Genomic DNA, 24,299 nt, shown 5'->3' on the forward strand with positions numbered 1-24,299 from the left:
AAAATCAGAACTCAGAACTGAGGAGGATATGTCAGTGAAGAAAAAATTCTTATCTGTCACCGCATCGCTCCTGCTTTTGACCATGCTGACACTGCCTGCGGGTGCGGTCAGTGTGGATGTGACGGATCCGGATGCCATGCTCCCGGTCGATATTATCCTCGACCAGGAGAACAAGGAGATCCGCAAGGTGTATGACCTCTCACCTAATACTGATCCATCTACTCTGCCGATGGGGCAGTTTGAACGGGATGGGCTCCTGTATGAATGCACTGATGTGCTGAGGGAAGTCATCATTGGCAGTGAGACGCAAGTCATCACCCAGGAGGAGACTGTGGACAGCAAAAAAAAGGACATGGACACGATCCTGTCCTTGCTGCCCCAGGAGAAAGAGGTCACAACAGAGGAGGGGTTTACTGGAACCCTGACACTCGATCTGGACAGCATCAAGACAGAGGCTGCCGGCTATGGCAGCAGCACCCAGCCAGTAACTGCTACCCGCACCTATCCCAATCTGGCCAACCAAGATCTCAACCATCTGCCAAAGAGCATCACTGAGGGTGGTCGGACATTGCAACTGCAGGATGTGCAGTGGCAGACAGACAATACCTACAATGCTGATGATTATGAGATCGGCGACCGATTTACCGCTGTTTGTACCTATGGCGGCAGTAAAACGGTCAGTTACGTGACAGGGTATACCACAAAGGCAACCTATTCGGGTGAGGTATATCGCACTGGCGTTACAGTGATTCGCTATACCGTTATTTTTACAGGTACGCCGGTTGAACCGGTGGAGGAGGGGCAGCCTCAAGCCACGTGGCTGAACTGGCTTATGATTGCTCTTCCCGTACTGGCGGCCCTCGCTGCCGGTGGTGGAGGAACCTATCTGATTATGAGAAGAAAGGAGCGGAAGACATATGAGGAACTGGCTGAAAGCGATGATGCTGCTGCTGGCCGTCACGGCGATGATGGCGACTCCGGCACTGGCGGCGGAGTATGAATTTGCTGACTCGGATGGACCCATGTATGCTCCGTCCACCTCTGTTGACCAGGTGATTGTAGTTGGCGGAGGAGTGACGGAGAGCAGCAACATCGACCGCAGCAAAAATACCGCTGTTTTGGCGCCACCATTCGGCAGTCCTGAATCCTATCTGCCTGGCGCCGGTACAGCCGTGATCCCTCAATCCAACACATCGACGAGCAGCACCATTAGCGGTGATACGATTTATGTGCCGCCGGCAGCCTATGATGACAGCACCCCTTCGCAGGACACCAGCTTGAGCAGCAACAAGTTCACACTGCCAGACGGACTGTTTTACGAGGACGGTAGTCTCGGTAGGCTGAAGATTCCCACCCTTGGGCTTTCCGTAAAGGTGTATGAAGACGAGAGCCTGGAAAGCCTTGCAAAAGGAGCCGGCCATTTCAAGTCCACCTCCTGTTGGGACGGAAATGTCGGGATTGCGGGACACAACCGAGGGGTTACCAACCATTTCGGTCAAATCCATACCTTGGAAAAGGGAGACCGGATCACCTACACCACGAAACTTGGTACGCGCACCTATGAAGTGTTCTTCGTTGGGAAGATTGAGGAAACGGATTTCTCAAGGCTTGGTCGGAGTAGCGAAAACCTGATCACGCTGATCACTTGTGTCCGGAATGTGCCGGAACTGCGCTGGTGTGTGCAGGCTCGTGAGGTTTCGTAACAAAACATTTGCAAAACTGGCCCCGTTTTGATGTAATAGAGTCAAATACAAAGAAGGGGGGCAACAGCATGCATAGACTGTCTATTCTGTTACTTGTCGCAGCTGTTACGCTTTCACTGACACTGCCGACGTTTGCGATGGAGGACAGCAACGAAGAGCTGGAACTTGCATCACAGTACCTGAGTAGTCGCGGCATCATGGTTGGAGATGGGGAAGGGAACATGAACTTTGACGGTCCACTGACCCGAGCTCATCTGGCTACCATCCTTTCCCGAATCCACGGTGAACATGAGCTGGTAGAGAATAATCAAGAGTTTTACGTTGCTCAGTGTAAATTTCTGGATGTCCCAGACTGGGCCAAGCAGTATGTCGGTTACTGTTCCTACCACGGCCTCATGGTTGGTTATGGTGGAAATTTGTTTGGTGCAGAGGATTATGTAACTCCTGCGGCAGCATGTACGGTGATCCTACGGTATCTTGCACTGCCAGAGATAGAGTGGGACTACACCAATGCATGCAATACTGCCTGTGATCTCGGTTTGAGTTCGCCTGCTGTTTCACAAAAGGTCGCAATATCCCGCGGTGATCTGGCACTTATGCTATATCGGGCGTTGACCTGGAGTAACTCTCATGAGCCGGATGATTCAACGGAAGAATCTGTCTCTATCAGCAGTTACAAAGGAACTACTTTGGAGGTAGGGGCCCGAAGTGGCCTGATTGTCTCCCCTGCGGAGGAAGTCAATGAACTTGTGTCAAGCAATCCAGATGTGATTGCGGTGGAGCAGGTTTCTGGAAATTGGGTCGCAGTTGCAAAATCTCCTGGATTCGCAAGAATTTTCGCTGTCACAGCTGACGGAGAGCGGGGCAACCTCGTGATGATCGTACCGGCTGACACTGGTGGTTTGACGGAGTCGGAGACTGGAACCGATTACTCGGACAATCTGGAGATCAGAGAGGAAATCCTTGCCCTGGTCAATCAGGTTCGGCAGGAGTATGGCTTATCTGTGGCCCCGGCTGACCAGTCACTCATGGAAGCGGCACAGGACTATGCGACGCGCCGAAACACCTGGCATGATAGCCAAGAGGAGTGTGAGCTGGTTCTTGCGCACGGATATCCGCATGGATTCAACTGCAATCTCACTGTATTTACCGGCGTCCCGCTTGAGGAAGTAGCACGGACAGCTGTGGATAACTGGTGCAACTCGCCGGGACACCTTCAGGCAATGATAGATCCGAAGGCGGATAGTCTGGGTGTTGGCGTTGAGCGGTATAAGGGGGTGACTTACTGTTATCTGTTTGTCGGAATGTCCGGCACTATCAATCCATATTCGTAACTTTGAACACGAAAAGCCTTCCGGCAGAGATGCTGGGAGGCTTTTCTTATGTAAAAAATGAGCAAAAAGGAGTTTATCTGCATGGAAAAATCGAAACGAATTCCTGCTGTGCCCATGCGGCTCATGTGTCTCTTCCTGGCGCTTATCTGCATGCTCGGACTCCTGCCCAGCACCGCTTTTGCAGCCAGCCCGGATACTATTGTCATGGAAGACTGCACCCATAACGGTGTTTATTATGAGTCTGCGGCACTCAGCACCTGCTGGCTCCATCAAATGAAATTTGACTTCAATGGTGATACCGTAATGGGGTTCTGTGCCGACCATGGTGGCGGCATGGGATGGTCCCTAAATGGTCATAAGTGGGATAGTCCGAAGGCCATCAATGATCAGACGGTTAAGATTATGATGGCTTATTTCTATGCCCATAGCCGCGGTATTTTTACGGATCAAGCGCACGCCTTGGGCGTTGATGAAGTTTGGGGTTCTGACTATACCTGGACCATGAATGCATGGGTGCAGGCAGTGGTCTGGCGCTATAAGCAGGGAACCCTGAATGATCCTGCTGCGGTCTGCGCTGAAGAATTGATGTACGTCTATAACAATCTGGAGCATACCAACTATACCAGCATTGATGATGTTGTAGACGGCACGACTCTTCGAGATCGAGCCCAGTATATTCTGGACCTGGGTGCCCAAGGAGTATGGGGCGACTGCGAAGTGTATGAGTATGACTACGCTGGTCCCGGCTCTGCCCAGCACCCCGCCGATGATGTTCAGGGCATCATTATTGGTGACCTGACAATCACCCGGGAGCGGTATCAGTTCACCATTAAAAAAGTGGATGCAACCAATCCCAATAAGGCGCTTCCTGGTGCTCGATTCCTCGTACAGAACGCCAACGGGACCTTTGAAAAGGAAGTTGTTACTGGGAGTGACGGGACTGTTACGCTCACCAATCTGGATGCATCGACATACTCCGTCACGGAACTGGCGCCTCCAGAGGACTATCAAATCGATAATGCGGGCCCCCAGTACGTGGTTCTTCCCAACTCTAACGGAGAGACTGTCGTTGTGACGTTTACCGACACGCCAGTCATTACCAGCGAGGGCTCCATCCGAAAAGTAGATGCGGATGATCCCACGAAAGGTCTGGCCGGAGCAGTCATCAAAATCGAGGGTGTGGACAATGAATTTGTCGGCACTTATACGACCGGTGCAGGCGGTTATCTGGAGGACGTTCCCTGGGACTCCATGCCCATTGGTTCCTTTGTTGCAACGGAGGTTACCCCGCCTAATGGGTATACCATCAGCAGTGATCCGGACAAAGTGAGGCAGGAGTTCTATTGGGATGGTAAACATGATGTTGACCTGATTTTTGAAGACGACGCCAAAGTCAAAGTCCAGCTGATCAAACTGGATGATTCCGATAAACCTATTGAGGGCGCCGTGTTCAACGTGGTCAAGGACGGTCAGATCATTGCCACAGAGGCCACCGATGCGGATGGCAGCATCATTGTTCCTAATGTCACTGAAGGAATGTACGCATTTTTCGAAGTGTCCGTACCTGCTCCCTATGCCAAGCTGCAGCAGCCTGTTATCGCACATGTGGATCAGGCTACTGTGGACGGGGGTGGCGTTGTTACCGTCACGGCGGTAGACCAGATGCTCCCGACACTGACCATTCTGAAAAGAGACGGACAGACTGGGGAAGTTGTCCCTGGTGCCGTATTTGAAATCAAAGGTATCCATCATGGATACCACATGGATGTGACGACCGGCGAGGACGGGACTGCCACACTGACTGGCATCCCCGTAGACAGTTACGAGGTGACAGAGGTCTCCGTCCCTGACCCCTATGTGGTGGCAGCGGAGCCGACCCAAACTATTTGGCTGGGGCCTGGTGATAATAAGCAGCTGATTTTTGACAATCTCAAGCAGCCTGAACTGACCATCGCCAAGGTAGACGCAGCTGATTCCACTACACCAATCCCTGGCACTGTATTTCGGATTGAGGCAATCGACGGCGACTATCAGCACGACGTGACTACTGGTCAGGACGGTACCGTCACTTTACGGGTGCAGCCGGGCACTTATAAAATCACGGAAATGTCTGTCCCTGCCCCTTACTATCTGCCCGATAAGGATGCAGATCGTGAGCAAACCATCACTCTCAACGCTGGTGATTCAAAGAAAGTGGTGTTCAAGGACTACAAAGCCCCTGAACTGACAATCTATAAGGTGGACAGTGTCGGTGGCGCCCCCGTCGAGGGTGCGCATTTCCACGTGACCTACACCAGCACCGGGGAAGCTGCGGATGCACCGGAATCTTTTGACTTTGGAGAAATCACGACCGATGCCAACGGCGAAATTCGCCTGCATGAACAGGGGCAGCGTCTGTACCCCGGCGAATTTACGATTGAAGAGGTTGCGCCTGCTCCTGGATTCCAAATGAAGGAACCCACAGTCCAAAAGGTTATTGTCCACGGCGGAGAGAAGAAGACAGTACAATTTGAAAACGTACCGCTCAACGCCATTATTGTAGAAAAGTATGACAGTGTCACCGGCGAGGTGCTGCCTGGGTGTACCTTCCAGCTGAGATACCTCGGCGGAACCTCTGGCACAGGTGGTACCGTGATTGGCCAGAAAGTGACCGGCAAAAACGGGACTGCCATCTGGACAGGCCTCAAGGCTGGCACCTATATTTTGGAAGAAGTGGACCCTGCGAACGGCTACAGCATCATTCAGTCTTCTGAAACCATCTACCTGGCAGATAGCGGTGAGCAGAGTGTAGTCACTGTGCGCTTTGAGAATATGCCGGACGGCATCTTGCTTGTAAGAAAGGTGTGCTCGGTCAACCCCAGCATCACACTTCCGGATGCAGAGTTCAAAATTGTGTATGCAGACGGAACTGTCATTGGCGACTCGAACGGCATTTTCCGCACGGACGAGAATGGTGAAATTCGTATCGAGGGGCTCAAACCCGGCAAGAGCGTGGTGGTGACTGAGGTCGCAGCGCCGCCGGGTTATATTATTGATACCCAGAGCCAGACCATCCAAATTAAGGAAGGTAGGACAGTCAGCCTGACTTTTAAGAACCAACCCAAAGGTTCCATCATTATCCAAAAGCGAGACAGTGCTACTGGGCAGCCCCTGGCTGGAGCTCAGTTCAGAGTAACGACCGCGGCCGGGTGTGAGGTTGGACTGGATGGAGTAATCGGTGACAGCACTTTGACCCAAAACGGCATCTTTACCACCGACTCGGCAGGGGAGATCCGCATCTCCAATTTGGCCCCTGGCACTTTTGTACTAACCGAAATCAAGGCTCCCAAGGGGTACGTCATGGACCAGGCCTCTACCAATGTGGTGGTTGGCGAGAATGGGGACACCCAAACGGTTGTTATTACGAACTCCAAAGCTGGCTCCCTGATTATTGATAAGCGGGACTCCCAAACTGGTGAGCCCCTTGAGGGAGTTACCTTTAAGGTAACGACCAGCACTGGTGAGTTTGTCCCCGATGAAAACGGCTATATCTCCAGCAACGGCCTCTATAAGACTGACAAGAACGGCAAGATCCAGATCAATGGTGTGGTGGGCACCCTGGTAGTCACAGAGACCCAGACCATCCCTGGCTATACCATTGACCCTGGTTCCCAGACCCAGACTGTGGTCGTCAATCCCAACGACACACAGACGATTACGTTCTACAATACCCCCAGCACCACGCTGGTAATCGAGAAGTACATCGAGGGAACGACGACACCCCTGAAAGGCGTGACGTTCCTGGTGACTGATTCCAGCGGCGAGGTCGTAGGCCCCAACAACGGTGAATACATCACCGACGAAAACGGCCGCATCGTCATCGACGGTTTGGAGCCCGGCACTACGGTGACCGCTCGGGAAACCAAGACACTGGAAGGCTATGTGCTGGACACTACCCCCAAGTCCATCAAGATCAAAGCTGGCGAAGTGCAGACCCTGCGTTTCTACAATGAGGCGAAGGGAACGCTGGTCATCCGGAAGCTTGACAGCGTGACCCATGAACCCTTGACTGGCGTGGAGTTTGAACTGACCTATGCGAACGGTGGCTACGTCGATGCCGATAATGGGCATCTGTCCAGTAAGGGCCTCTATACCACCGATGCCAACGGTGAGATCCGCATCAGTGGAGTGACCGGAACCATCGTGGTCAAGGAAACGAAAACCATCGAGGGGTACACCATCGACCCCGCCACCCAGACTCAGACGGTAGTGGTTAATGCCGCGGATACACAAACCCTTACATTTTACAATGATCCGATTGGTGGAGTCGAGATCCTGAAGGTTGACGCCAACCGGACCAGTAAGCGGATCCCGAATACCACATTTGAGATTCGGAAACTGGACGATGAACTGATCGATACCATCACGACCGATAAGAACGGACGCGCCTTCCTTTCCCTGGAGGACGGTTCGTACTACGCCGTGGAGATCGAGGCAGGGGAGGGGTACCGCTTAGACGATACGCCGCATTATTTTGAGGTCGAAAACGGAAAGACTACTTCCATCCGCATTGAAAATGAGGCGTTCAGTGGCCTTCTCATCCATAAGATCGATTCGACCACTGGTGAAGGCATCTATGGTGTGCATTTCTTGGTGTATGACAGCAACAAGAACCCCATCGGTGAATATGTCAGCGATGACCGCGGCTATGTCTATGTGGATGATCTCTCCAGTGGGCGTTACTATGTCCGTGAGCTGGACAATGAAGGATACTTGGTGGATGACGAGTTGAAGACTGTCTACATCAGAGATGGTGCGACCACAGAGATTGAGTGGGAGAACACTCCCATCACAGCCCAAATTCAAATTTGGAAGAAGTCCGCAGATGACAATGCCATCAATGGCTTCCCGGCTGGCACCCCGCTGGAAGGCGCTGTGTTTGAGATCTACAACAAGGCCAATGTTCTTGTGGACACCATTGAGAGCAACAGCAGAGGCCTTGCAGTCTCCAAACCTCTCCCCTTGGGCCGCTACATCATAAAAGAGGTGTCCAGCCCTCAGTATTACTCTGTCAGCAACGAAGAAGTGACGGTCTACCTGGAGCATGAGGGGCAGATTGTCCAGATTGAGTTCCTGAACGAAAGTGTTTACACCAATGTTTCTATCAGCAAGAGTGGTTACACGGAGGTCGTGCCTGGCCAGGAGATCCGTTACACCTTCAAGGATATCGGGAACAACAGCACTGTGCCGCTGGATAGCTTCTACTGGCGTGACACGCTGCCGACCGATGCAGTCAGACTGGATAAGATCATCACTGGCACTTACTCGGCGCGGCTCAATTATAAGGTCGTATTCCAGACCAATCTCTCCAACACTCAGCGGGTGTTGGCCGATAACCTGAATACCTTGCAGAACTACACCTTGGACGCTTCCCCGGCGGCGCTTGGCCTGGCCTCCAACGAGTATGTAACCCAGGTCACCTTCCTCTTCGGTCGAGTCCCTGGTGGCTTCCGGCAGGTAGAAACACCGTACATTTACTGTGATGTGCTGTCCGGGCTTTCTCATGAATACCGCTTTGCCAATAAGTGCGATGTGGGTGGCATGTGGAAGAATCAGTGGATTCAGGCTACTGACCGGTGGGTGACCATTGTTTATAGAGGCGGTCCTGTTCCGACTCTGCCCCGGACGGGCTATTAAGCAATACCAACCAACGATGGGGGCGGCGCTCAAGCCGCCCCCATCCATGTTGAGGAATCGATATTATGTTAGATTGGATCTTTGAAGGCATAGCGACCTGGGTAGCCAGTGTGATGACCCAGATTATGGATGCCATCTCAGGGGTTTTCATTGGGGCGCTTGGAACAGACATGACGGCAATGGAGGAATACTTTCCCTTTGCCGTTAGTGCCTACTCCATTATCCAGTACACAGCTTGGGCGCTGTTGTTCTTGGTGGTAGTCTGGCAGATATTCCGCGCGTTCAGTGGCCCGCTGGCGGAAACAGAGAACCCACTCACAGTGCTGGCCAGAGGCGCAATCTTCGGTGTCCTAATCTCATATGCAAAACCCATCTTCAGCCTCGCGCTGGATATTGCGCGGGCACCATACACAGCGCTGATGGACTCCACATTGGATCCTGGTGACTTTACCTTTGCTGGAATTGAGCAGGCGCTGACCAATGGACTCACCACACTCGTTTCTGTAGCCACGGTAGTGGGCCTGATTCTTTTGATCATCCTCATGATTGCCTTGGCTTGGAACTATTTTAAGCTGCTTTTGGAGACTGTAGAGCGGTATGTGTTGGTTGGTGTTCTCTGCTATACATCACCACTTGCTTATGCCATGGGTGCTTCAAAAGCCACATCCCGGGTCTTTCAAAGCTGGTGCCGTATGGTCGGTTCCCAGCTTTTGCTCCTGGTACTCAATGTTTGGTTCCTGCGTGCCTTTAACTCTTCTGTTGGCCAATTCATTGCAAACGGCGGCGCATTGACCAATGGCCAGGGCAACATCTTTCTCTGGCTCTTCTGCGCACTTGCGTTGCTGAAGATCGCTCAGAAATGTGACAGTTATCTGGCGGCGCTGGGCCTATCAGTTGCTCAAACGGGCAGCAGTATGGGTATTGAGATGCTGATGGCTGCCCGCGCGTTGACCGGTTTTTCCAAAGGCGGCAGCGGAAGTGCCGCCTCTGTGTTTGGCGGTGGTGCAAAGGGTGCTACCGGGGCCGCAGCCGGCGCCGCAGGTGGAGCCTCAGCCGGTGGTATCCTGTCTGGTTTTATGAACCGATATAAGCCCAATAGTTTTGTGCGTGACGCTGTAGTGGATGGCGGAAGCCGTATGGGTGCCGGAGGAGGTGTCGGCTTTGTCGGACGAACCTTCGGCGGTATGGCTGCCCGCAATGGCGCTACACTGACGCCCAACTCCATTTCCTCTGTGGCAACACGGCCACCCAATGTCTCCGGCACGATTGGAGGCGAAATCGCGGACAGAAGCATTACTGGCTATGTGCCGCAGTTGGCAAGTGGCCCCGCAGGCAATATGACTTATTCCGGCACGCAGATCACCGGTGGTCACATCAGCACTACGGCTACCGCTCCGGATGGGCGGCAGGCCAAGGTGGACCTATATAGTACTGCCCAGCATGAAATGCCCAATACGCCCCATACTGTGGTCACGGCAGCAGATGGAAGCCAGTGGTATCAGGTTGCCTCTGGAGAAGGCATGGGCGCATTTTACTCGACTCCCGCATTTACCGGTGATGCATCTGAGGCAGCTCAAGTGTCTGAGGCGTTCCCGAGCGCACCGGATGGCACACTGCTGCGGCAGGTAGACGATGGCACACTGGAGGCCAGTTACCCGGATGGTGGCAATAGCCTTTGGTATAACAGTGCCTACTTCCAGGAGCCGGATGCACCCCATGAGATCATCCAAGGTGCAGATGGCTTGAGCTGGTATGCGATGGCGCCTGCCGCCTCTATACCGGAATTTGAGCCAGAAACGCCGGCACCGTCCGGCGGTGGCTTCAGTCCCTCCGCCCAGTACAACCAGGCACTCTTCGGGCAATTTATGCCTGGCTTTGACCAACCCGTGGTGTCTGTTGACAGTTCCCGGGCTGCCGATGGCATCCTGGAGGTGCGCCATGAGGATGGTAGTGGCACGGCGTTCTTTGACCGAACCATGTATCAGGCACCTCGCGGCGACTATCATGTGTATGAGGACAGCAGCGGCAGTCAGTGGTATGCCATTCCCGGCACACCCACTGTGGAACGGCGGCCCATCTATGAGGATGGCAAGCCAGTCTACGATGGCGACAAGCTGCAGACGACAATGGTGGAGACAATGCGCTATAAATCCACTCCGTCCCGTCATACACAACCCCAGAAGCGGCCTGTAGGTGAGCGCAAGCCGCCCAACCGAAAGAAGCCCTGACCAGCGGGCAGACGTACCACTAAGGGATGCGTCTGCCCGCTTTTTTATCATAAGCGAGGTGATCCCCCTTGTCTGAAGAACAACGATTTGGAGATGGACAGGATAACTACCTGCAAGGTATACAGCAGGCTGCGGAAGCAGCACGCCAGTTCGGAGCCGGTGCAGGCAGCGCCGGTGCTGCGGGTGCTGCTGCTGGAGAGGCCGCTGCCAATGCGGCAGCGGCAACAGTAAAAGCAGGTGTGGAGGCCGGAAAAGCGGTATCAGAGATTGCAGCTGGCACTGCAGCTGCTGGTCCGTGGGGAGCAATCTTGTCCGCTGCTTGGTCACTGCGCCACACTCTATTCAAGATTCTCATATTTATTTGCCTGTTCCTTCTGTTCATCGTAATTGCAGTGGTTTCATTACCTTCCATCGTCTTCAATAACATTTTCCGCACAGATCCGTCTTCGGTCGATCCAAACGGGCCGACAGAAGTCTCAACTATTTTTGATGACTTGTCCGCTGTAGTGTCGGATTGTATTCAGTCTGGTTACGATGCTGCGCTGGCCAGGGTGGATCAAATCATTGCAGATGGCGGCTACGACTATGAGCTGTCCATGCAGGCACTTGTTAACAACGCTCTGATATCCACGGACTACGACACCTGCTATACCTTGGCGGCCTATTCCGCTTCCATGGGACAGCGCGGTACCACAAAAGTTGACTTGCAGAGTAAGCTCAATGCTGTGGCAGACCAGATGTATGCCGTAACCTATGAGGTAAAGGAGGCGCAAGTCCCAGTAGAAAGCGGGGAATCAGAAGCAACAGGGGAGACGGAGACAGTCGAATATGTTGTCTGTACCATCCATCCCTTTGACCAGTCTGTCATTCTTAAAGCCTTTGGGGTGGATGTGGATGCCACATACGACCAGTTCAACATCACCTATGGAGAGGCTATTCTCAATATGTCCAATGCTTTGAAGATGACCATGTATGGTACGACCAGTGATGGTAGTGTACCGCCGATCAGTGATGCGGAACTGAATCTCTTTTTGGCCAGTCTGGACTGCAGTGGTAAGAGAAAGGAACTGATGCGCTGCGCCCTGTCTTTGGTAGGGCGGGTTCCATATTTTTGGGGTGGAAAAAGCGCCCCTGGATGGAATAGCGAGTGGAATACACCCAAATTGGTAACTGCAGCAGGTTCCAGCAGTACAGGGACGATTCGACCCTATGGGTTGGACTGCTCGGGCTTTACTGAATGGGTCTATCAGACTGCCCTGGGAGTTACCCTTTATGACGGAAGCTGGAACCAATGGGATGCTACTCATGCTATCACAGAGGAAGAACTGCTGCCCGGCGACTTGGGCTTTATGGCGGTGCCCGGAACCGTCCCTGTAAACCACGTCTTGCTTTATGCGGGAAAGGATGCCGATGGGAAAAAACTCTGGGTACACTGCGCCAGCTCAACTGGAGTGGTCCTCAATTCGCCCGACTATGTAACACAGTACCGTCGTCGAAATGATATTGATTTAGAAGGTGATCTTTTACCGGCGGCGCTTGAAGTAGAGGAGGCAGGCGCCAATGGATGACCGAGAGTTCAGCAATGTCTATACAATTCCGCCCAACTACACCGATTCAGGAAAGCTGTTGGGCGGCCTGCTGGAGACCCGCAATACAATAGAGGCAGTTTTCCTGCTTCTGCTTGTAGGCTACCCGGAACTGATGTGGATGCACCTACCAGCCACCGCAAAGGTTGTGGTGATGACTATGACGTTGCTTCCGCTGGGTGTATTCGCCCTCATGGGTATCGGAGGAGATTCTTTGCTCCAATTCGCTACACACATGGTTCTGTTCTGGATACGGCGTCGCCAGCTCCATTACAGGAGGATAGGATATCGCTATGGCACAACAAATACGCAAAGGAAGCGCCCGCCGGCGAAAGGTTCAGCCCGAACGAGGAAAGCAGGAAAATCATCTGGAGTTCGTCCAAGACTACATTCCTCTCAAAGAGATTCGAAACGGGATCGTTGAGACCACCGATGGTCGTTATCTGAAGATTTTAGAGATTGAGCCTATCAATTTCTTGCTCCGGTCCAATGAGGAGCAGTGGGGTATTATCTCCACCTTTGCCAGCTGGCTCAAGATCTCGCCTATGCGCCTGCAATTCAAGTCCATCACCCGCAAGGCAGACTCAGACCGTTATGTAGCCGGTCTGGAGGCAGATATTGAGAAGGAAGATGTACCTGCATGCCGTGAACTGGGCGAGGGAACCATCCGCTTCATCCAGGAGGAGGGGAGCCGGGAAGCTCTGACCCGCAGGTTTTTCCTTATCTTTCAGTATGAAGCGGTACGTCGGCAGGCAGACACCGACTATGGGGAGGTCTACGCCGCCCTGCAGACGATGACACAGAATGCCAGAACATACTTTGCCCAGTGTGGCAACAGTATTGTGCAGCCTAAGGACGAAGACGCCTTCGTGGCCGAGATCCTATATATGTATTTCAATCGTCGCTCCTGTGTGGACGATCCCTTTCAGAGCCGACTCAACCGTGTAGTGGTGGACGCTATGACCGCCAAGAAGAGGGTGGTTGGTGTCGATCCGGTGCCTAAGATCCGGGCGGTTAATTTTGTGGCGCCTCGGGGACTTGATCTGAGCCATCCCGGTTATATCGTCATGGATGGTATGTACTATACCTACCTCTACATCCGAAAGAGCGGATATCCTCAGCAGGTACGGGGAGGCTGGATGTCGTCCCTAATCAATGCCGGCGAGGGTGTCGATGTAGATTTGCACCTGCGCAGGGAAATTCGCGGCAAGACCATTGATCGGGTGGCTCAGCGCATCCGCCTCAATCGCACCAAACTGCGGGAATTGCAGGATACTTCCACGGACTATGAGGAACTTGCCGGTTCCATCCAGGCTGGCTATTACATCAAGCAGGGACTGTCAAGTCGCAATGAGGACTTGTTCTATATGACAGTGCTCATTACGGTGTCTGCCCCCACATATGAGGAACTCCAGTGGCGCAAGCAGCAGATGACCGATCTGATGAAGTCCATGGACATCCAGGTGGGGGACTGCCTGTTCCAGCAGGAAGCGGCACTGCGCTCCACCATGCCTTTTCTCTTTCTCGATCCCAGCCTGGCTCGGAAGTCAAAACGTAATGTGCTTACTTCTGGGGCCGCATCCACCTATATGTTTACGAGCTTTGAGCTCTCAGATGACAATGGTATCCTGTTGGGCCTCAATCGTCATAACAATTCCCTTTGCATCGTTGATCCATTCAATACGAAAGTCAACAAAAACGCCAACTTTACTATCTGTGGCACCTCTGGAGCGGGCAAAACCTTCACAACGCAAGTGATGGCCCTTAGACTGCGGATGCGAGGTGTCCAATGCTATATCCTGGCACCCCTAAAAGGACATGAATTCAAGCGGGCGTGCCACAAGATCGGTGGCACGTATATTAAGTTGGCACCTGGTTCCAGTGCCTGTATCAATGTCATGGAGATCCGTCCTACCCTCACGCCCGAGATGGAGCTGATTGACGAATTGGACTATACCGACATTGACTCAATGCTGGCAAAGAAGATTCAGCAGCTGATGATCTTTTTCTCACTCCTGATCCCGGATATGAATAACGAGGAGGAGCAGATGTTGGACGAGGCGCTGGTCAAAACCTATGCCAAATTTGGTATTACCCATGACAACAGTTCCATCTATGAGGATCCAGGCAGCGGTAAGGTCAAAACTATGCCCATCCTGGGTGATCTCTATGAGGTGCTCAAAGAAAATCCGTTGACCACCCGGCTGGCCACAATCGTCAGTAGATTTGTCACCGGCAGTGCCCAGAGCTTCAATCGGCAGACCAATGTTAATCTTGACAACAAGTATGTGGTGCTGGACATTTCAGAACTAAAGGGCAAGATGCTCCCGGTCGGCATGATGATCGCACTGGATTATGTGTGGGACCAGGTGAAGGCAGACCGCACCAAGCGAAAGATGATCTTCATCGACGAGATCTGGAAATTGATCGGCGGTGCGGCCAACAAGCAAGCAGCAGAATTCTGCTTGGAGATTTTCAAAATTATACGAGGTTACGGAGGAGGGGCCCTGGCAGCAACGCAGGACCTCTCCGATTTCTTTGGGCTGGAGGATGGCCGCTATGGAAGGGCGATCCTCAATAACTCCAAAACCAAAATTATCCTGAACCTGGAGCCTGATGAAGCTGAGTATGTCAAGGATGTCCTAAAACTCACCCGGACGGAGATCCGCAGCATCACCCAGTTTGAGCGCGGCGAGGCTTTGATTTCCAGCAACAGCAATAAGGTACCGGTCATCATCAAGGCGTCCAGGGAGGAACAGCAGATGATTACCACCGACCGCGCTGAGCTGGAGGCCATGCTCAAAGAGCTGAAGGCAGTAGCTGACACTGCTGATGCCGCCTCTGTTCCGGACAGCGAGGCAGTTGAAGCAAGCCGTGACCAGCTGGCTGAGACACAGACCCCATAAATGGTGGTACAGAAGATATCCGATTTTTTCAAGTTAGGAGGGCAGCAATATGAATCTTCCCGAACCTCTGCCTCCTGCAGAGCAGGCTCACTGCCGCCGTACAGCGGCACTTTCTGAAATGCTGGCTAAACTGGCTGGCTTACCAGACTCCGAAGTGAGAACGGTCACCCAGTCCGCCCTTGTCCACGACATTGGGAAGACAGCTATTCCTACCGCAATCCTTTGTAAACCGGGCCCACTGACCGAGGAAGAACGCGTGCTCATGCGCGTGCACACCACCGTCGGTGCCCGTATCCTGAGCCATACCAATGGTACGATGCGTACTGCTGCGACTGTGGCGCTTCAGCATCATGAGCGCATTGATGGAAGCGGCTACCTCGGCCTGAAGGGGAACGAGATCCATCCCCATGCAAGGTTGGTTGCGGTAGCTGACGTTTTCGATGCACTGCTTTCGCCTCGCTCCTATAAGCGTCCATGGAGTATCCAACGTACCAGTTCCTATCTTTCCAGCCTTGCTGGCGTAGAACTGGATGAAAAACTTGTTGGCCTGCTGTTGAACAACCTCCCGCAGGCTCTGAAGCTCTACCAAGACGAAACGCGCATAAAGAGCAAAATACGCATTACCGCTGATTATGCACATATTGGAAAGGGGGGAATTGGCCCATGCTGCTGCAGGAAGAACAGCACATTGTCCATTGGCTGACGGAGTATGGGGCGTTGACAAAGACTCAGGTGATTCGCATGTTGAAAGACAAGCCGCCCCAGACGGCGGAAAAAATCATCCGGGGTCTGAAGCGGGATGTATTGCTCTACGATATTTCCGGTGGGTACTATCTGGGGGTAGATCCCATGTGCCAGCCGGACCCACGCATGATTCTCGCGGTATGGGTGCTTTTGCAGTTCATTGACAAGGTTGAGCCTATGGCCCACTACCCAGCCACGTATCCGTCGCAAATCTTCTTTCTCAAGGAGGACATCGGCTATGAGATCGTGGTCCTATATGATGGAGAGCAGCATCTGGCTCGTCTGCTTCAGCCTCAGGAGGATCTGCGGTACATTTTTGTCCTGCCTCATATCCGTATGGCGCAGGAACTGGTGTTGCCGAATGTCCCCTGCCTGTTTGCCACCGTAGACTACAACGGTCAGGAGGTACCCAATGTGCGATTTTACACAGAGAGCGAGGGTGGTGGGAATGGTACAGTCTGATTTTGGGCGGGCTTTGGCTGGCGCTGAGCGTCGGATGGAGCGCGCGGCCGTAGAACTTACCCGTACCCGACGCCTGCTGGATCGGGAGGACATGGCGGGCGCTTTCGGTTCTGCCTTTGCATTTTCTGCAGAGGTGGAGAAACTGGCCCTGCTCGCACGAGTGCTTCCAGCCTATACTGGGCATCCGAAGGCGACGGAACTGACGGAGCAGATGCTGCTGGATACCGTCCCCATTGAGATGGGCTATGCCAGACGGGGGTGGTTCGTGCTGAAGATTCCGGCTCTTCTTCCAAAGAAGGGTACAGGCTCGCCCATCTATATCCAGCAATATCTTTATCCTGCGCTGCGGCGCTATTTCGACGGCAAGCCGCCGGCACTCTACCGCAGCTGCGTGCTGGCCTACCGGCATGTATATCAGCGCGACCGCCCGGAGCGTGCCTACCGCGACCATGACAACATCGAGGTCAACATGGTGACCGACATCGTTACACTCTACCTACTGCCAGATGATGCCCCCCGGCGGTGTGCCCACTACTATTGCAGTGCCGCCGGAGACGTGGACTGTACGGAGGTGTATGTGGTGCCTACCAGCCGGTTTCCTGTGTGGCTGGAGGCTGCACAGGCAGACGATTTGGAGGAGAAAAAACTATATGAAACAAGCGAAATTTGGACCTGAAAAGATACGGGATTTCAAGCCTGTTTCCAGGCCGCAAGCCCACGTAAATCCGAAACGGCGGAAAATCCCCGAAAAGACAGGGCTTCCCAGGCGTGACCGGGAGCTGTTTTGCGGCAAAGAGAGAAACAGCCATGCCTCAAATTCCAACGGCCCCGGGCAGTCCGAATGATTACGCTGCGGCCGGGCAGTCATGTCTATCGTTTGCTTAACCTGCTGGCCATCTGTGGGGAATTTCCGCATCGATCCCTACACTTGCTGGGAAGTGTTCGAACGCTGGAGGAGCTGGTCAGAAGGCTGGAGGTGGTACAGCACTTCCGAACTCCCACCGGGGCAGACCTCGGTACCTGCAAAATGCTCACCACCAGCGGAAGAGGGGATAGGAGGACAATCCGACTTTACAAGAGTGCGCTACCTCTCCTGCAGGCCCTCAACCCGGCAGCCCTTGACTGGTATCTGACGACAACCGGTGGTCACCGCTTTTCTGGGAGCGCAAGTCATGTGGAGCGAAATCACCGGGTCGCAGAATCGGTGGCGGTCTGTATGGGCGCTGGTGTGGAAACTCGGTCTTTCCTGCTTCCACCGCTTCAGAAACGGGCAATTCAGCAGATTGTGCCAGACGGCGCCTGCTTTTATCAGGCTAAATCCGTTAAGCAGTTGGACAATGCAGAGATGAACAAGACTATCTTCACCCGCCTCACAGGTGCGCTCTTTAGTCCGGGGTACTGCTATGCTGTCTACAACACAAGGGACGCCGTGATGAAGTGGAGTGGTATGGGTGAGTTTAAGACCGCCCGCCATCTGGAGGAATTGGCCCGCATGAATGCGGGCCCCGCCCGGGCAGACCATGCCATCCTGCTGGGAGAGCAAACGGATCTGGCGCTGCAGACCCTTTTGGAGTCCGATAAGAGCAAACGAATGGAACTGCGCTTTGATCGGATTTATCCCCATGTGCATTTCATACCCATGACAGAACAGGGTATCCGACTCCTGCATATCCTGACGCTCCCAGACTGGCATGAGCAGGTACTCACAGCTGTTTTCCCAGATCAGATGCGTGTGGCGATGCCCGGCGTAATGGAGTATGACGCTCAAAATGGGAAAACTCTAATTCTCTCCCACTTGGATGGAGACATTGCTCGCCTTGTGCGGGTGCGGCAGGCACTTGAGCATAGCGACGCTCCTTATGAAATCCTGTGTTATCCTTGGCAGAGTCAGTTTGTGGACAGGTATGTGGGGGGACGAGCGCAGCTGCGGGAGATTGAACTGTCAGACCTGGAAGCTGTGCTTGGGATTGGAGCAGGGGAGGAGGGAGATGAAGGGAGTTGATGGAATGAAGAGTAAGTCTGTACGCACAGCAGGAATCATTATCGCCGTCATACTGGGTATGGCGGCGCTTTTCTATCTCGGTGGCTTAGTCAACCAGCTCACGATAGGCTATCAAAAATGGTTGGCTGATGGTGGAATGACCGGTAAGGCCACCATGGGAACCATCTACTTTTCGCCCCTTGTATGCTGGCGCAGCGCCATGACTCTGAGCGGATTGAAATGTACTTTTTTTGTGGCAGCACTGTCGGGCGGCCTGTACCTCGTCATTCGCCTCTATAACCGGTTTGGCAGCAATGACTACGATCCCCGCAACTTCACCCGCAGTAAACGGGGTACCTATGGTACATCCGGTTGGATGAGTGAGAAAGAGATGCGTGAAGTTCTGGAGATAGCCAGCCCAGAGCGAGCGAAAGGAATTATTCTGGGAAAGACGGAGGGTGGCTCGGTTATTTGCCTGCCGGAGGATACTCGCCTCAATAAGCACATCGCTGTGTTTGGAGCCAGCGGTACCAGAAAATCCAGAGGTGTGATTCGACCTGCACTATTTCAGAGCATTCGGCGGGGAGAGTCAGTTGTGGTCGCAGATCCGAAATCGGAGATGTTTGCAGATACAGCTGGTTTGTTCAAAAAGCACGGGTACAAAGTGCGGGTTTATAACCTCTTACAGCCAGAGTACAGTGACTCTTGGAACTGCATGTTTGACCTGGGCGGCGACACCCTCATGGCCCAGATCCTCACCGACGTGATCATATCCAACACGAAGGGTGACGAGAAGGGCGACCACTTCTGGGATAACGGTGAGAGCAATCTGCTCAAGAGCCTGATCCTGTATGTGGATCTGGATACCACTAGGACACCGGAGGAGAGGAATCTACCTGCCGTTTACCAAATGCTCACCCAGCATACAGAGAAAGAACTTACCATGCTCTTTGACCGGCTGCCCATCGATCATCCGGCTAAGGGACCATACAGCCTGTTCAGTCAGGCCAGCGATACTGTGCGCGCCGGAATCGTGTTGGGCCTCGGAACCCGTCTGCAGGTTCTCCAAAGCGAAGCTGTCCGGCGGATCACTCGCAGCTCGGATATAGACTTGTCCGAGCCGGGCTGGAACAAATGTGCCTATTATATCATCCTGGATGACCAGAACTCCTCGCTGGAGTTCCTTTCGGCCCTTTTCTTTGCATTCCTGTTCATCAAGCTGGTCCGTTACGCAGACAGCACCCCGGAGCAGCGATGTAAGGTGCCAGTCAACATCATCCTTGACGAGATGAATAATATCGGCACCATAAAGGACTTCGGCAGGCGACTTTCCACGATCCGTTCGAGATCCCTGCAGATTCTTATGTGTTCACAAAGCTTGCCTCAGTTGCAAAACCGTTATCCCAATAATTTGTGGGCGGAGCTGCTGGGAAATGCTGATACCCAAATCATGCTGGGTGCCACAGACGATGTGACGGCGGAATATTTCAGCGCACGCAGCGGAGATATGACGGTAGAGGTTAATTCCACTATGACCACACGTCAGAGCATCGCTCTGGCACAAGTCATTCCACAGTACCGCTACACAGAGGGGATTGGAAGACGACGGGTGTTGACCCCAGACGAGGTGCTCCGGCTGCCCAACGATGACCTGCTGATCATCATCCGCGGCCAGAAGGTTCTCCGAGCGAAGAAGTTTGATTTCACCGAGCACCCGTATGCGAAAGAGTGTGAGCGCACTAGCATTCAGAACTACCATTCTGACCACGTACCGGTCCAGCCACCGGAAGCTCCGGAGCAGTCGGCGCCAATGGCGCCAGGCGTGACCGAACCGCCTGAGCCAGTACCTGCCGCCTCAGAAAAGCTGTCTGCCGAAGAAGAGGCCCCCCCAGCCCCACCAGTAGAGTCCGTTCCAAAGGCACCGCCGAGCAGCAGTCAGCCTGCGGAATTCCCGTCTAAGCCCGCCAGACGGCCTAAGACACTCTATGAGCGATCTCGGCCGCCGGCAGATTTTTAATAAGCAGTACTGTACCCCACATATTCAACCAAAGGAGGATACTATACCATGACAAAAACTAAGAAAGAGATCGAGGAGCAGACTCCTGATGCAGAGCCGGAGACCACTGGTACCGAGTCTGACATCAACTCCCATACTGACTTGGAAACACCGCCCAGTGGGGAGGTCGATGCCGGCATGACGGATCTGGAGCTGGCAGCTGCCAACACCCTGGACCCTGACGCACCCCAGACTGACTTGGAATCACTGGAAGGTACCGATGGCCAGGCTGCTCCGCCCCAGACTGAACCGGAATGGAATCCGGATGGCCAGTTTGAACCTGGTGAGGAGGGATTTGCGTCCCAGACTGACGTGGAATCCGCTGACTCTGATGCCAGCTCCCAGACTGACCTGGACATGGAGACAGCTGATATTGGGGTGGCCCAGAGTGCGGGGGATACTACGGCTGAAGAAGCCCCCGAACCGGCTGTTCCGTCACGGCGCCGGCGCACTTCCCGCAAGAAGACGGAAGAGGTGCAGCATGCGAAGGATGAGGGAGACGATGCGACCGAAGGGGAGGAGCAATCCGATTCTGGGCAGCCCCAAAAACTCCGTATGCCGGGTAGGCGCCGCCAGAGGGTGGTCTCTATCGACGCCGAGCGAACGGTGGAGACGGACGCGGATCGGTTGCGCAACGATTTGCTGGATCTGGTGGAGTCTCTCAAGAGCAAGAAGATCCTCACCGGCACGATCCAGGGCGTGGAGCGCCTGGCGGACAATCCGGAGATGTCCTATGCTGTCATCTACCACGGGGATTTCAAGGTCATCATCCCGGTGCTGGAGGCCATCGAGGAGCCTGCGGACTATCGTGGCCAGCCCAAAGGCGACGTGCTCCACTATCTGCTCAACAAGCGCCTGGGCGCGGAGGTGGATTACATCGTCAAGGGTATCGACCAGGAGCACAATGTGGTAGCGGGCAGCCGGCTGGAGGCTATGGCGCTCAAACGCAGGGAGTACTACTTCCGCACCGACCGGGACGGTAACTACCAGATCTACGAGGGAATCCGCGCTGAGGCTCGGGTCATCTCCGTCATCCGGGCGGGCGTCTTTGTGGATCTGTTTGGTGCGGAGTGCTATATTCCCCTGAGAGAGCTGTCCTACCAGCGCTGGGTAGATGCTGCGCAGCACTACCAGCCTGGCCAGCGCGTGCTGGTACGAGTACTGGAAGTGGACCGTAGCGACCGCAACCACCCCAGGGTGACCGCCTCGGTGAAGCAGGCGATGGAGAACCCCTATGAGAAAGCTCTGAAGAAGTATGTGGTGGGCAACCGCTATGTGGGCACCGTCAGTATGGTCGATCTCAACGGTGTGTTTGTCTCTCTGGATGGTGGTATCGATTGTCTCTGTACCTACCCCAAGCGCGGTCGGCCGCCCCGGGGAGCCAGAGCGACTGTGCGGATCCTGGGAATCAACCATGAAAACAATCGGATCTGGGGTGTGATCACCCACATGTCCACCATGCGCTGAGGGGAGGGAATAGGACTATGACGACCCAACGACGACTCCGGGTGACCCTCCTGACCGCCATGTGTCTGGCCATGTGCCTCTGCACGACTGCCTTTGCAGACACAGACGGTACCGAACCGAAAATTACTCAGCAACCCGACCAACTGGTCCTCCAGCTGGGCACACGCTGGGCAGGTGTAGAGTTTGAACTGCGTACGGACGCTGGCATCTTCCCGGCACCCATCGTAGTGGATGAGTCCGGTGTCCTGACTATGGATTTGGGTGGAAGCACTACCTACACCCTCAGCTGCATCAACTCCACTGTTCCCATCCCTGACCCGCCTTCAGAGCAAGCTCCCGATTCGCAGCAGCAATCGGAGAGTTCCGGACAGGTACAGGAGCCGCAGGAACAAGAGCCTACTGGGGAGTCTGGAGACTCTGGTGTTTCCATCGTCCCTATGGTGGTGTTTTTCGTCGGACTTGCCTGTGGCATTGGCGGCCTTGTGGCTCTCTATTTTGCCAAGCAACGCCGCCAGCAGGAAGACTATGACGAGTGGGCAGACGAGGACGAAGAGGAGTATTGATCGGCAAACCTGTCCCCAGACTGAGATAAAATCTCCCAGACTGAGATTGGGAAAAAAGTAGCGAAATACGCATTGAAATTGTGGTTTTTCGTTGACTATTAGCCGGTATTTTGCTATAATTCACGTATAGCAAGATGCTGCGCACAGGCTCTCGATACGCCGGGGCGCCTTGGCGTCAGACCCACTGAAGAAGGGTGGGGAATCGTGACGGAGCCGCTGTACCGCGGCACCACAAGGCGCAGGTCTTGTTGAAAAAATATGTGGCCGGAAGGCCGCTGAAATACAGTGCAGAGTCAATGGCTGGATGCGACACCAATATTCCAGCGCTTGGCTCTGCATTGTCTTTTTTCAGCGGGCTTCCGGCCTTTTTTGTTTTTCAGCCGGCTGTGACAAAGCCGGTGCGAGTAGGAACTATGGAAGATCTCTTCCGGAAAGGTGGGATACAAGTTGAGCAAGAGATCAAGACGCAGCCGGACAGGGGTGCTGCCCGGCGCCGGACGCCTGCGCTGCCACTGCGGCAGCCCCGCGGTGCTTCGAAGCGCGGATGGCCTTTGCAGGACGCACCGGCCGGGTGCGATGGCCTATGTCTGCTCCCGGTACCCGGCGTGCGATTCCTATGTGATGGCGCACCCGGGTACCTTGGAGCCCATGGGGAGCCTGGCCGGGCCGAAGCTGCGGCAGCTGCGCTATGCCGCGCATCGGGAGTTCAACAAACTGTATCAGTCCGGACTCATGAGCAAGCGGGACGCCTACCAGTGGCTGGCCATGACCGTACAGGCGCCCATGGCCCACGCCCATATCGGGCATCTGGGCGAGTACTACTGTCAGGTGGTCATCGACGAGAGCCGGAAACTGCTCCAGGAGCGGCTGGAGCAGCAAAACAAATTGAAAGAGGTAGCAGGAGGTGCACGATATGCTGTCGCCGCTTACGAAGGAGCAGCGGATGAAGGTAGAAGAGAACATGGGACTGGTGGGCAAGGTGATCCAGGACTGCGTCCATACCCTGGGCGCCGGGAGCATGTTCGACTACGACGACCTGTTCCAGATCGGCTGCCTGGGGCTTTGCAAAGCGGCCCAGACGGATGAACCGGGGCACACGGTGGCCTTTTCCACCTACGCCTACCGGCTCATCCGCAATGAAATCTATACCGAACTGGAGCGCGCCACCCGCCGGGGGCGGGAGGTCGCCACCGATCCTGCCGAGCTGCCCTGCACGGTGCTGGACGATGATACCCCGGAGCAGCGGGAAGCCTGCTCGGCGCTCCTGGTGCGCCTGGAGCGGGCGGAGGCCGGGGCCGCCGGCGTGACGGCCAAGGGGTTCCAGGCCATCCGGATGCTGATGGACGGGTACACCAACCGGGAGATCGGGGAGATGTTCGGCGTGCCGGCAAATCATGTAACGGCGTGGGTGTCCAGGGCCCGCAAGGCCCTCGGCGCTTCAGAGTGATGGGCAGGTGAGAACTCCCTTTTTAAGGAAAGACCTGCTAATAAAAGTCAAGTAGAAATTTCAGATTTTTAGGGAGGCGAAAAAATGCAATACAAAATCAAGCCGCTGAGCATCTCAAAATTAAAACGGCGGCCAGCCAGATGGTA

16 protein-coding genes are annotated in these 24,299 nt (G+C 54.3%); all 16 read left to right on the top strand.

Going from position 1 to position 24,299, the window contains the following annotated elements:
- Positions 1-28 precede the first annotated feature (28 nt).
- The 16 genes from B5G40_RS09400 to B5G40_RS09475 all read left to right on the top strand — a co-directional run bounded on the left by B5G40_RS09400 (position 29) and on the right by B5G40_RS09475 (position 24,153).
- Complete coding sequence (locus B5G40_RS09400) at positions 29-1,000, top strand: cell wall protein (RefSeq protein ID WP_087399446.1); 972 nt, start codon at positions 29-31, stop codon at positions 998-1,000.
- The gene (locus B5G40_RS09405) at positions 939-1,703 is read left to right on the top strand and encodes a class D sortase (protein WP_242959356.1); all 765 of its coding nucleotides are present in this window, start codon (positions 939-941) and stop codon (positions 1,701-1,703) included. The genes B5G40_RS09400 and B5G40_RS09405 overlap by 62 nt, the downstream gene beginning before the upstream one ends.
- 68 nt (positions 1,704-1,771) lie before the next feature.
- Positions 1,772-3,037, top strand: coding sequence for a CAP domain-containing protein (locus tag B5G40_RS09410; protein WP_087399448.1), 1,266 nt, complete (start codon positions 1,772-1,774; stop codon positions 3,035-3,037).
- Positions 3,038-3,118: 81 nt separating this feature from the next.
- The gene (locus B5G40_RS09415) at positions 3,119-8,713 is read left to right on the top strand and encodes a SpaA isopeptide-forming pilin-related protein (RefSeq protein WP_087399458.1); all 5,595 of its coding nucleotides are present in this window, start codon (positions 3,119-3,121) and stop codon (positions 8,711-8,713) included.
- Between the two features lie 65 nt (positions 8,714-8,778).
- The gene (locus B5G40_RS09420; RefSeq protein ID WP_087399449.1) at positions 8,779-10,941 is read left to right on the top strand and encodes a hypothetical protein; all 2,163 of its coding nucleotides are present in this window, start codon (positions 8,779-8,781) and stop codon (positions 10,939-10,941) included.
- A 68-nt stretch (positions 10,942-11,009) separates the two neighbouring features.
- Positions 11,010-12,509, top strand: coding sequence for a C40 family peptidase (locus B5G40_RS09425; RefSeq protein WP_087399450.1), 1,500 nt, complete (start codon positions 11,010-11,012; stop codon positions 12,507-12,509).
- A 311-nt stretch (positions 12,510-12,820) separates the two neighbouring features.
- Positions 12,821-15,433: a VirB4 family type IV secretion system protein gene (locus B5G40_RS09430; RefSeq protein ID WP_242959358.1), complete on the top strand. Its 2,613-nt coding sequence runs from the start codon at positions 12,821-12,823 to the stop codon at positions 15,431-15,433.
- Positions 15,434-15,482: 49 nt separating this feature from the next.
- Positions 15,483-16,136, top strand: coding sequence for an HD-GYP domain-containing protein (locus B5G40_RS09435; RefSeq protein ID WP_087399451.1), 654 nt, complete (start codon positions 15,483-15,485; stop codon positions 16,134-16,136).
- Positions 16,097-16,639, top strand: coding sequence for a DUF5697 family protein (locus B5G40_RS09440; protein ID WP_087399452.1), 543 nt, complete (start codon positions 16,097-16,099; stop codon positions 16,637-16,639). The genes B5G40_RS09435 and B5G40_RS09440 overlap by 40 nt, the downstream gene beginning before the upstream one ends.
- The gene (locus B5G40_RS09445) at positions 16,626-17,315 is read left to right on the top strand and encodes a DUF6100 family protein (RefSeq protein WP_087399459.1); all 690 of its coding nucleotides are present in this window, start codon (positions 16,626-16,628) and stop codon (positions 17,313-17,315) included. Before B5G40_RS09440 ends, B5G40_RS09445 begins: the two co-directional genes overlap by 14 nt.
- A complete protein-coding gene (locus B5G40_RS16645) occupies positions 17,290-17,484 on the top strand; it encodes a hypothetical protein (RefSeq protein ID WP_143383398.1) in 195 nt (64 codons plus the stop codon). Before B5G40_RS09445 ends, B5G40_RS16645 begins: the two co-directional genes overlap by 26 nt.
- Positions 17,485-17,855: 371 nt before the next feature.
- The gene (locus B5G40_RS09450; protein WP_242959360.1) at positions 17,856-18,641 is read left to right on the top strand and encodes a hypothetical protein; all 786 of its coding nucleotides are present in this window, start codon (positions 17,856-17,858) and stop codon (positions 18,639-18,641) included.
- On the top strand, positions 18,628-20,637 hold the full coding sequence (locus B5G40_RS09455) for a VirD4-like conjugal transfer protein, CD1115 family (protein WP_242959362.1): 2,010 nt from the start codon (positions 18,628-18,630) through the stop codon (positions 20,635-20,637). The genes B5G40_RS09450 and B5G40_RS09455 overlap by 14 nt, the downstream gene beginning before the upstream one ends.
- A gap of 48 nt (positions 20,638-20,685) precedes the next feature.
- A complete protein-coding gene (locus B5G40_RS09460) occupies positions 20,686-22,143 on the top strand; it encodes a S1 RNA-binding domain-containing protein (protein ID WP_087399454.1) in 1,458 nt (485 codons plus the stop codon).
- A 17-nt stretch (positions 22,144-22,160) separates the two neighbouring features.
- Positions 22,161-22,706, top strand: coding sequence for a hypothetical protein (locus tag B5G40_RS09465; protein ID WP_087399455.1), 546 nt, complete (start codon positions 22,161-22,163; stop codon positions 22,704-22,706).
- A 913-nt stretch (positions 22,707-23,619) separates the two neighbouring features.
- Complete coding sequence (locus tag B5G40_RS09475) at positions 23,620-24,153, top strand: sigma-70 family RNA polymerase sigma factor (protein WP_087399456.1); 534 nt, start codon at positions 23,620-23,622, stop codon at positions 24,151-24,153.
- The last annotated feature ends 146 nt before the right edge of the window (positions 24,154-24,299 follow it).

It is taken from the genome of Flavonifractor sp. An9 (genome assembly GCF_002161245.1).
Classification (GTDB): Bacteria; Bacillota; Clostridia; order Oscillospirales; family Oscillospiraceae; genus Flavonifractor; species Flavonifractor avicola.

Excerpts from the sequence above, each read along its gene's own strand:
- B5G40_RS09455 (WP_242959362.1), top strand. The coding sequence starts at position 18,628 with ATGAAGGGAGTTGATGGAATGAAGAGTAAGTCTGTACGCACAGCAGGA.
- B5G40_RS09410 (WP_087399448.1), top strand. The coding sequence starts at position 1,772 with ATGCATAGACTGTCTATTCTGTTACTTGTCGCAGCTGTTACGCTTTCA.
- B5G40_RS09475 (WP_087399456.1), top strand. The coding sequence starts at position 23,620 with ATGCTGTCGCCGCTTACGAAGGAGCAGCGGATGAAGGTAGAAGAGAAC.
- B5G40_RS09440 (WP_087399452.1), top strand. The coding sequence starts at position 16,097 with ATGCTGCTGCAGGAAGAACAGCACATTGTCCATTGGCTGACGGAGTAT.
- B5G40_RS09450 (WP_242959360.1), top strand. The coding sequence starts at position 17,856 with ATGGGCGCTGGTGTGGAAACTCGGTCTTTCCTGCTTCCACCGCTTCAG.
- B5G40_RS09415 (WP_087399458.1), top strand. The coding sequence starts at position 3,119 with ATGGAAAAATCGAAACGAATTCCTGCTGTGCCCATGCGGCTCATGTGT.
- B5G40_RS09445 (WP_087399459.1), top strand. The coding sequence starts at position 16,626 with ATGGTACAGTCTGATTTTGGGCGGGCTTTGGCTGGCGCTGAGCGTCGG.
- B5G40_RS09405 (WP_242959356.1), top strand. The coding sequence starts at position 939 with ATGATGCTGCTGCTGGCCGTCACGGCGATGATGGCGACTCCGGCACTG.
- B5G40_RS09465 (WP_087399455.1), top strand. The coding sequence starts at position 22,161 with ATGACGACCCAACGACGACTCCGGGTGACCCTCCTGACCGCCATGTGT.
- B5G40_RS09400 (WP_087399446.1), top strand. The coding sequence starts at position 29 with ATGTCAGTGAAGAAAAAATTCTTATCTGTCACCGCATCGCTCCTGCTT.
- B5G40_RS16645 (WP_143383398.1), top strand. The coding sequence starts at position 17,290 with ATGAAACAAGCGAAATTTGGACCTGAAAAGATACGGGATTTCAAGCCT.
- B5G40_RS09435 (WP_087399451.1), top strand. The coding sequence starts at position 15,483 with ATGAATCTTCCCGAACCTCTGCCTCCTGCAGAGCAGGCTCACTGCCGC.
- B5G40_RS09430 (WP_242959358.1), top strand. The coding sequence starts at position 12,821 with ATGGCACAACAAATACGCAAAGGAAGCGCCCGCCGGCGAAAGGTTCAG.
- B5G40_RS09420 (WP_087399449.1), top strand. The coding sequence starts at position 8,779 with ATGTTAGATTGGATCTTTGAAGGCATAGCGACCTGGGTAGCCAGTGTG.
- B5G40_RS09460 (WP_087399454.1), top strand. The coding sequence starts at position 20,686 with ATGACAAAAACTAAGAAAGAGATCGAGGAGCAGACTCCTGATGCAGAG.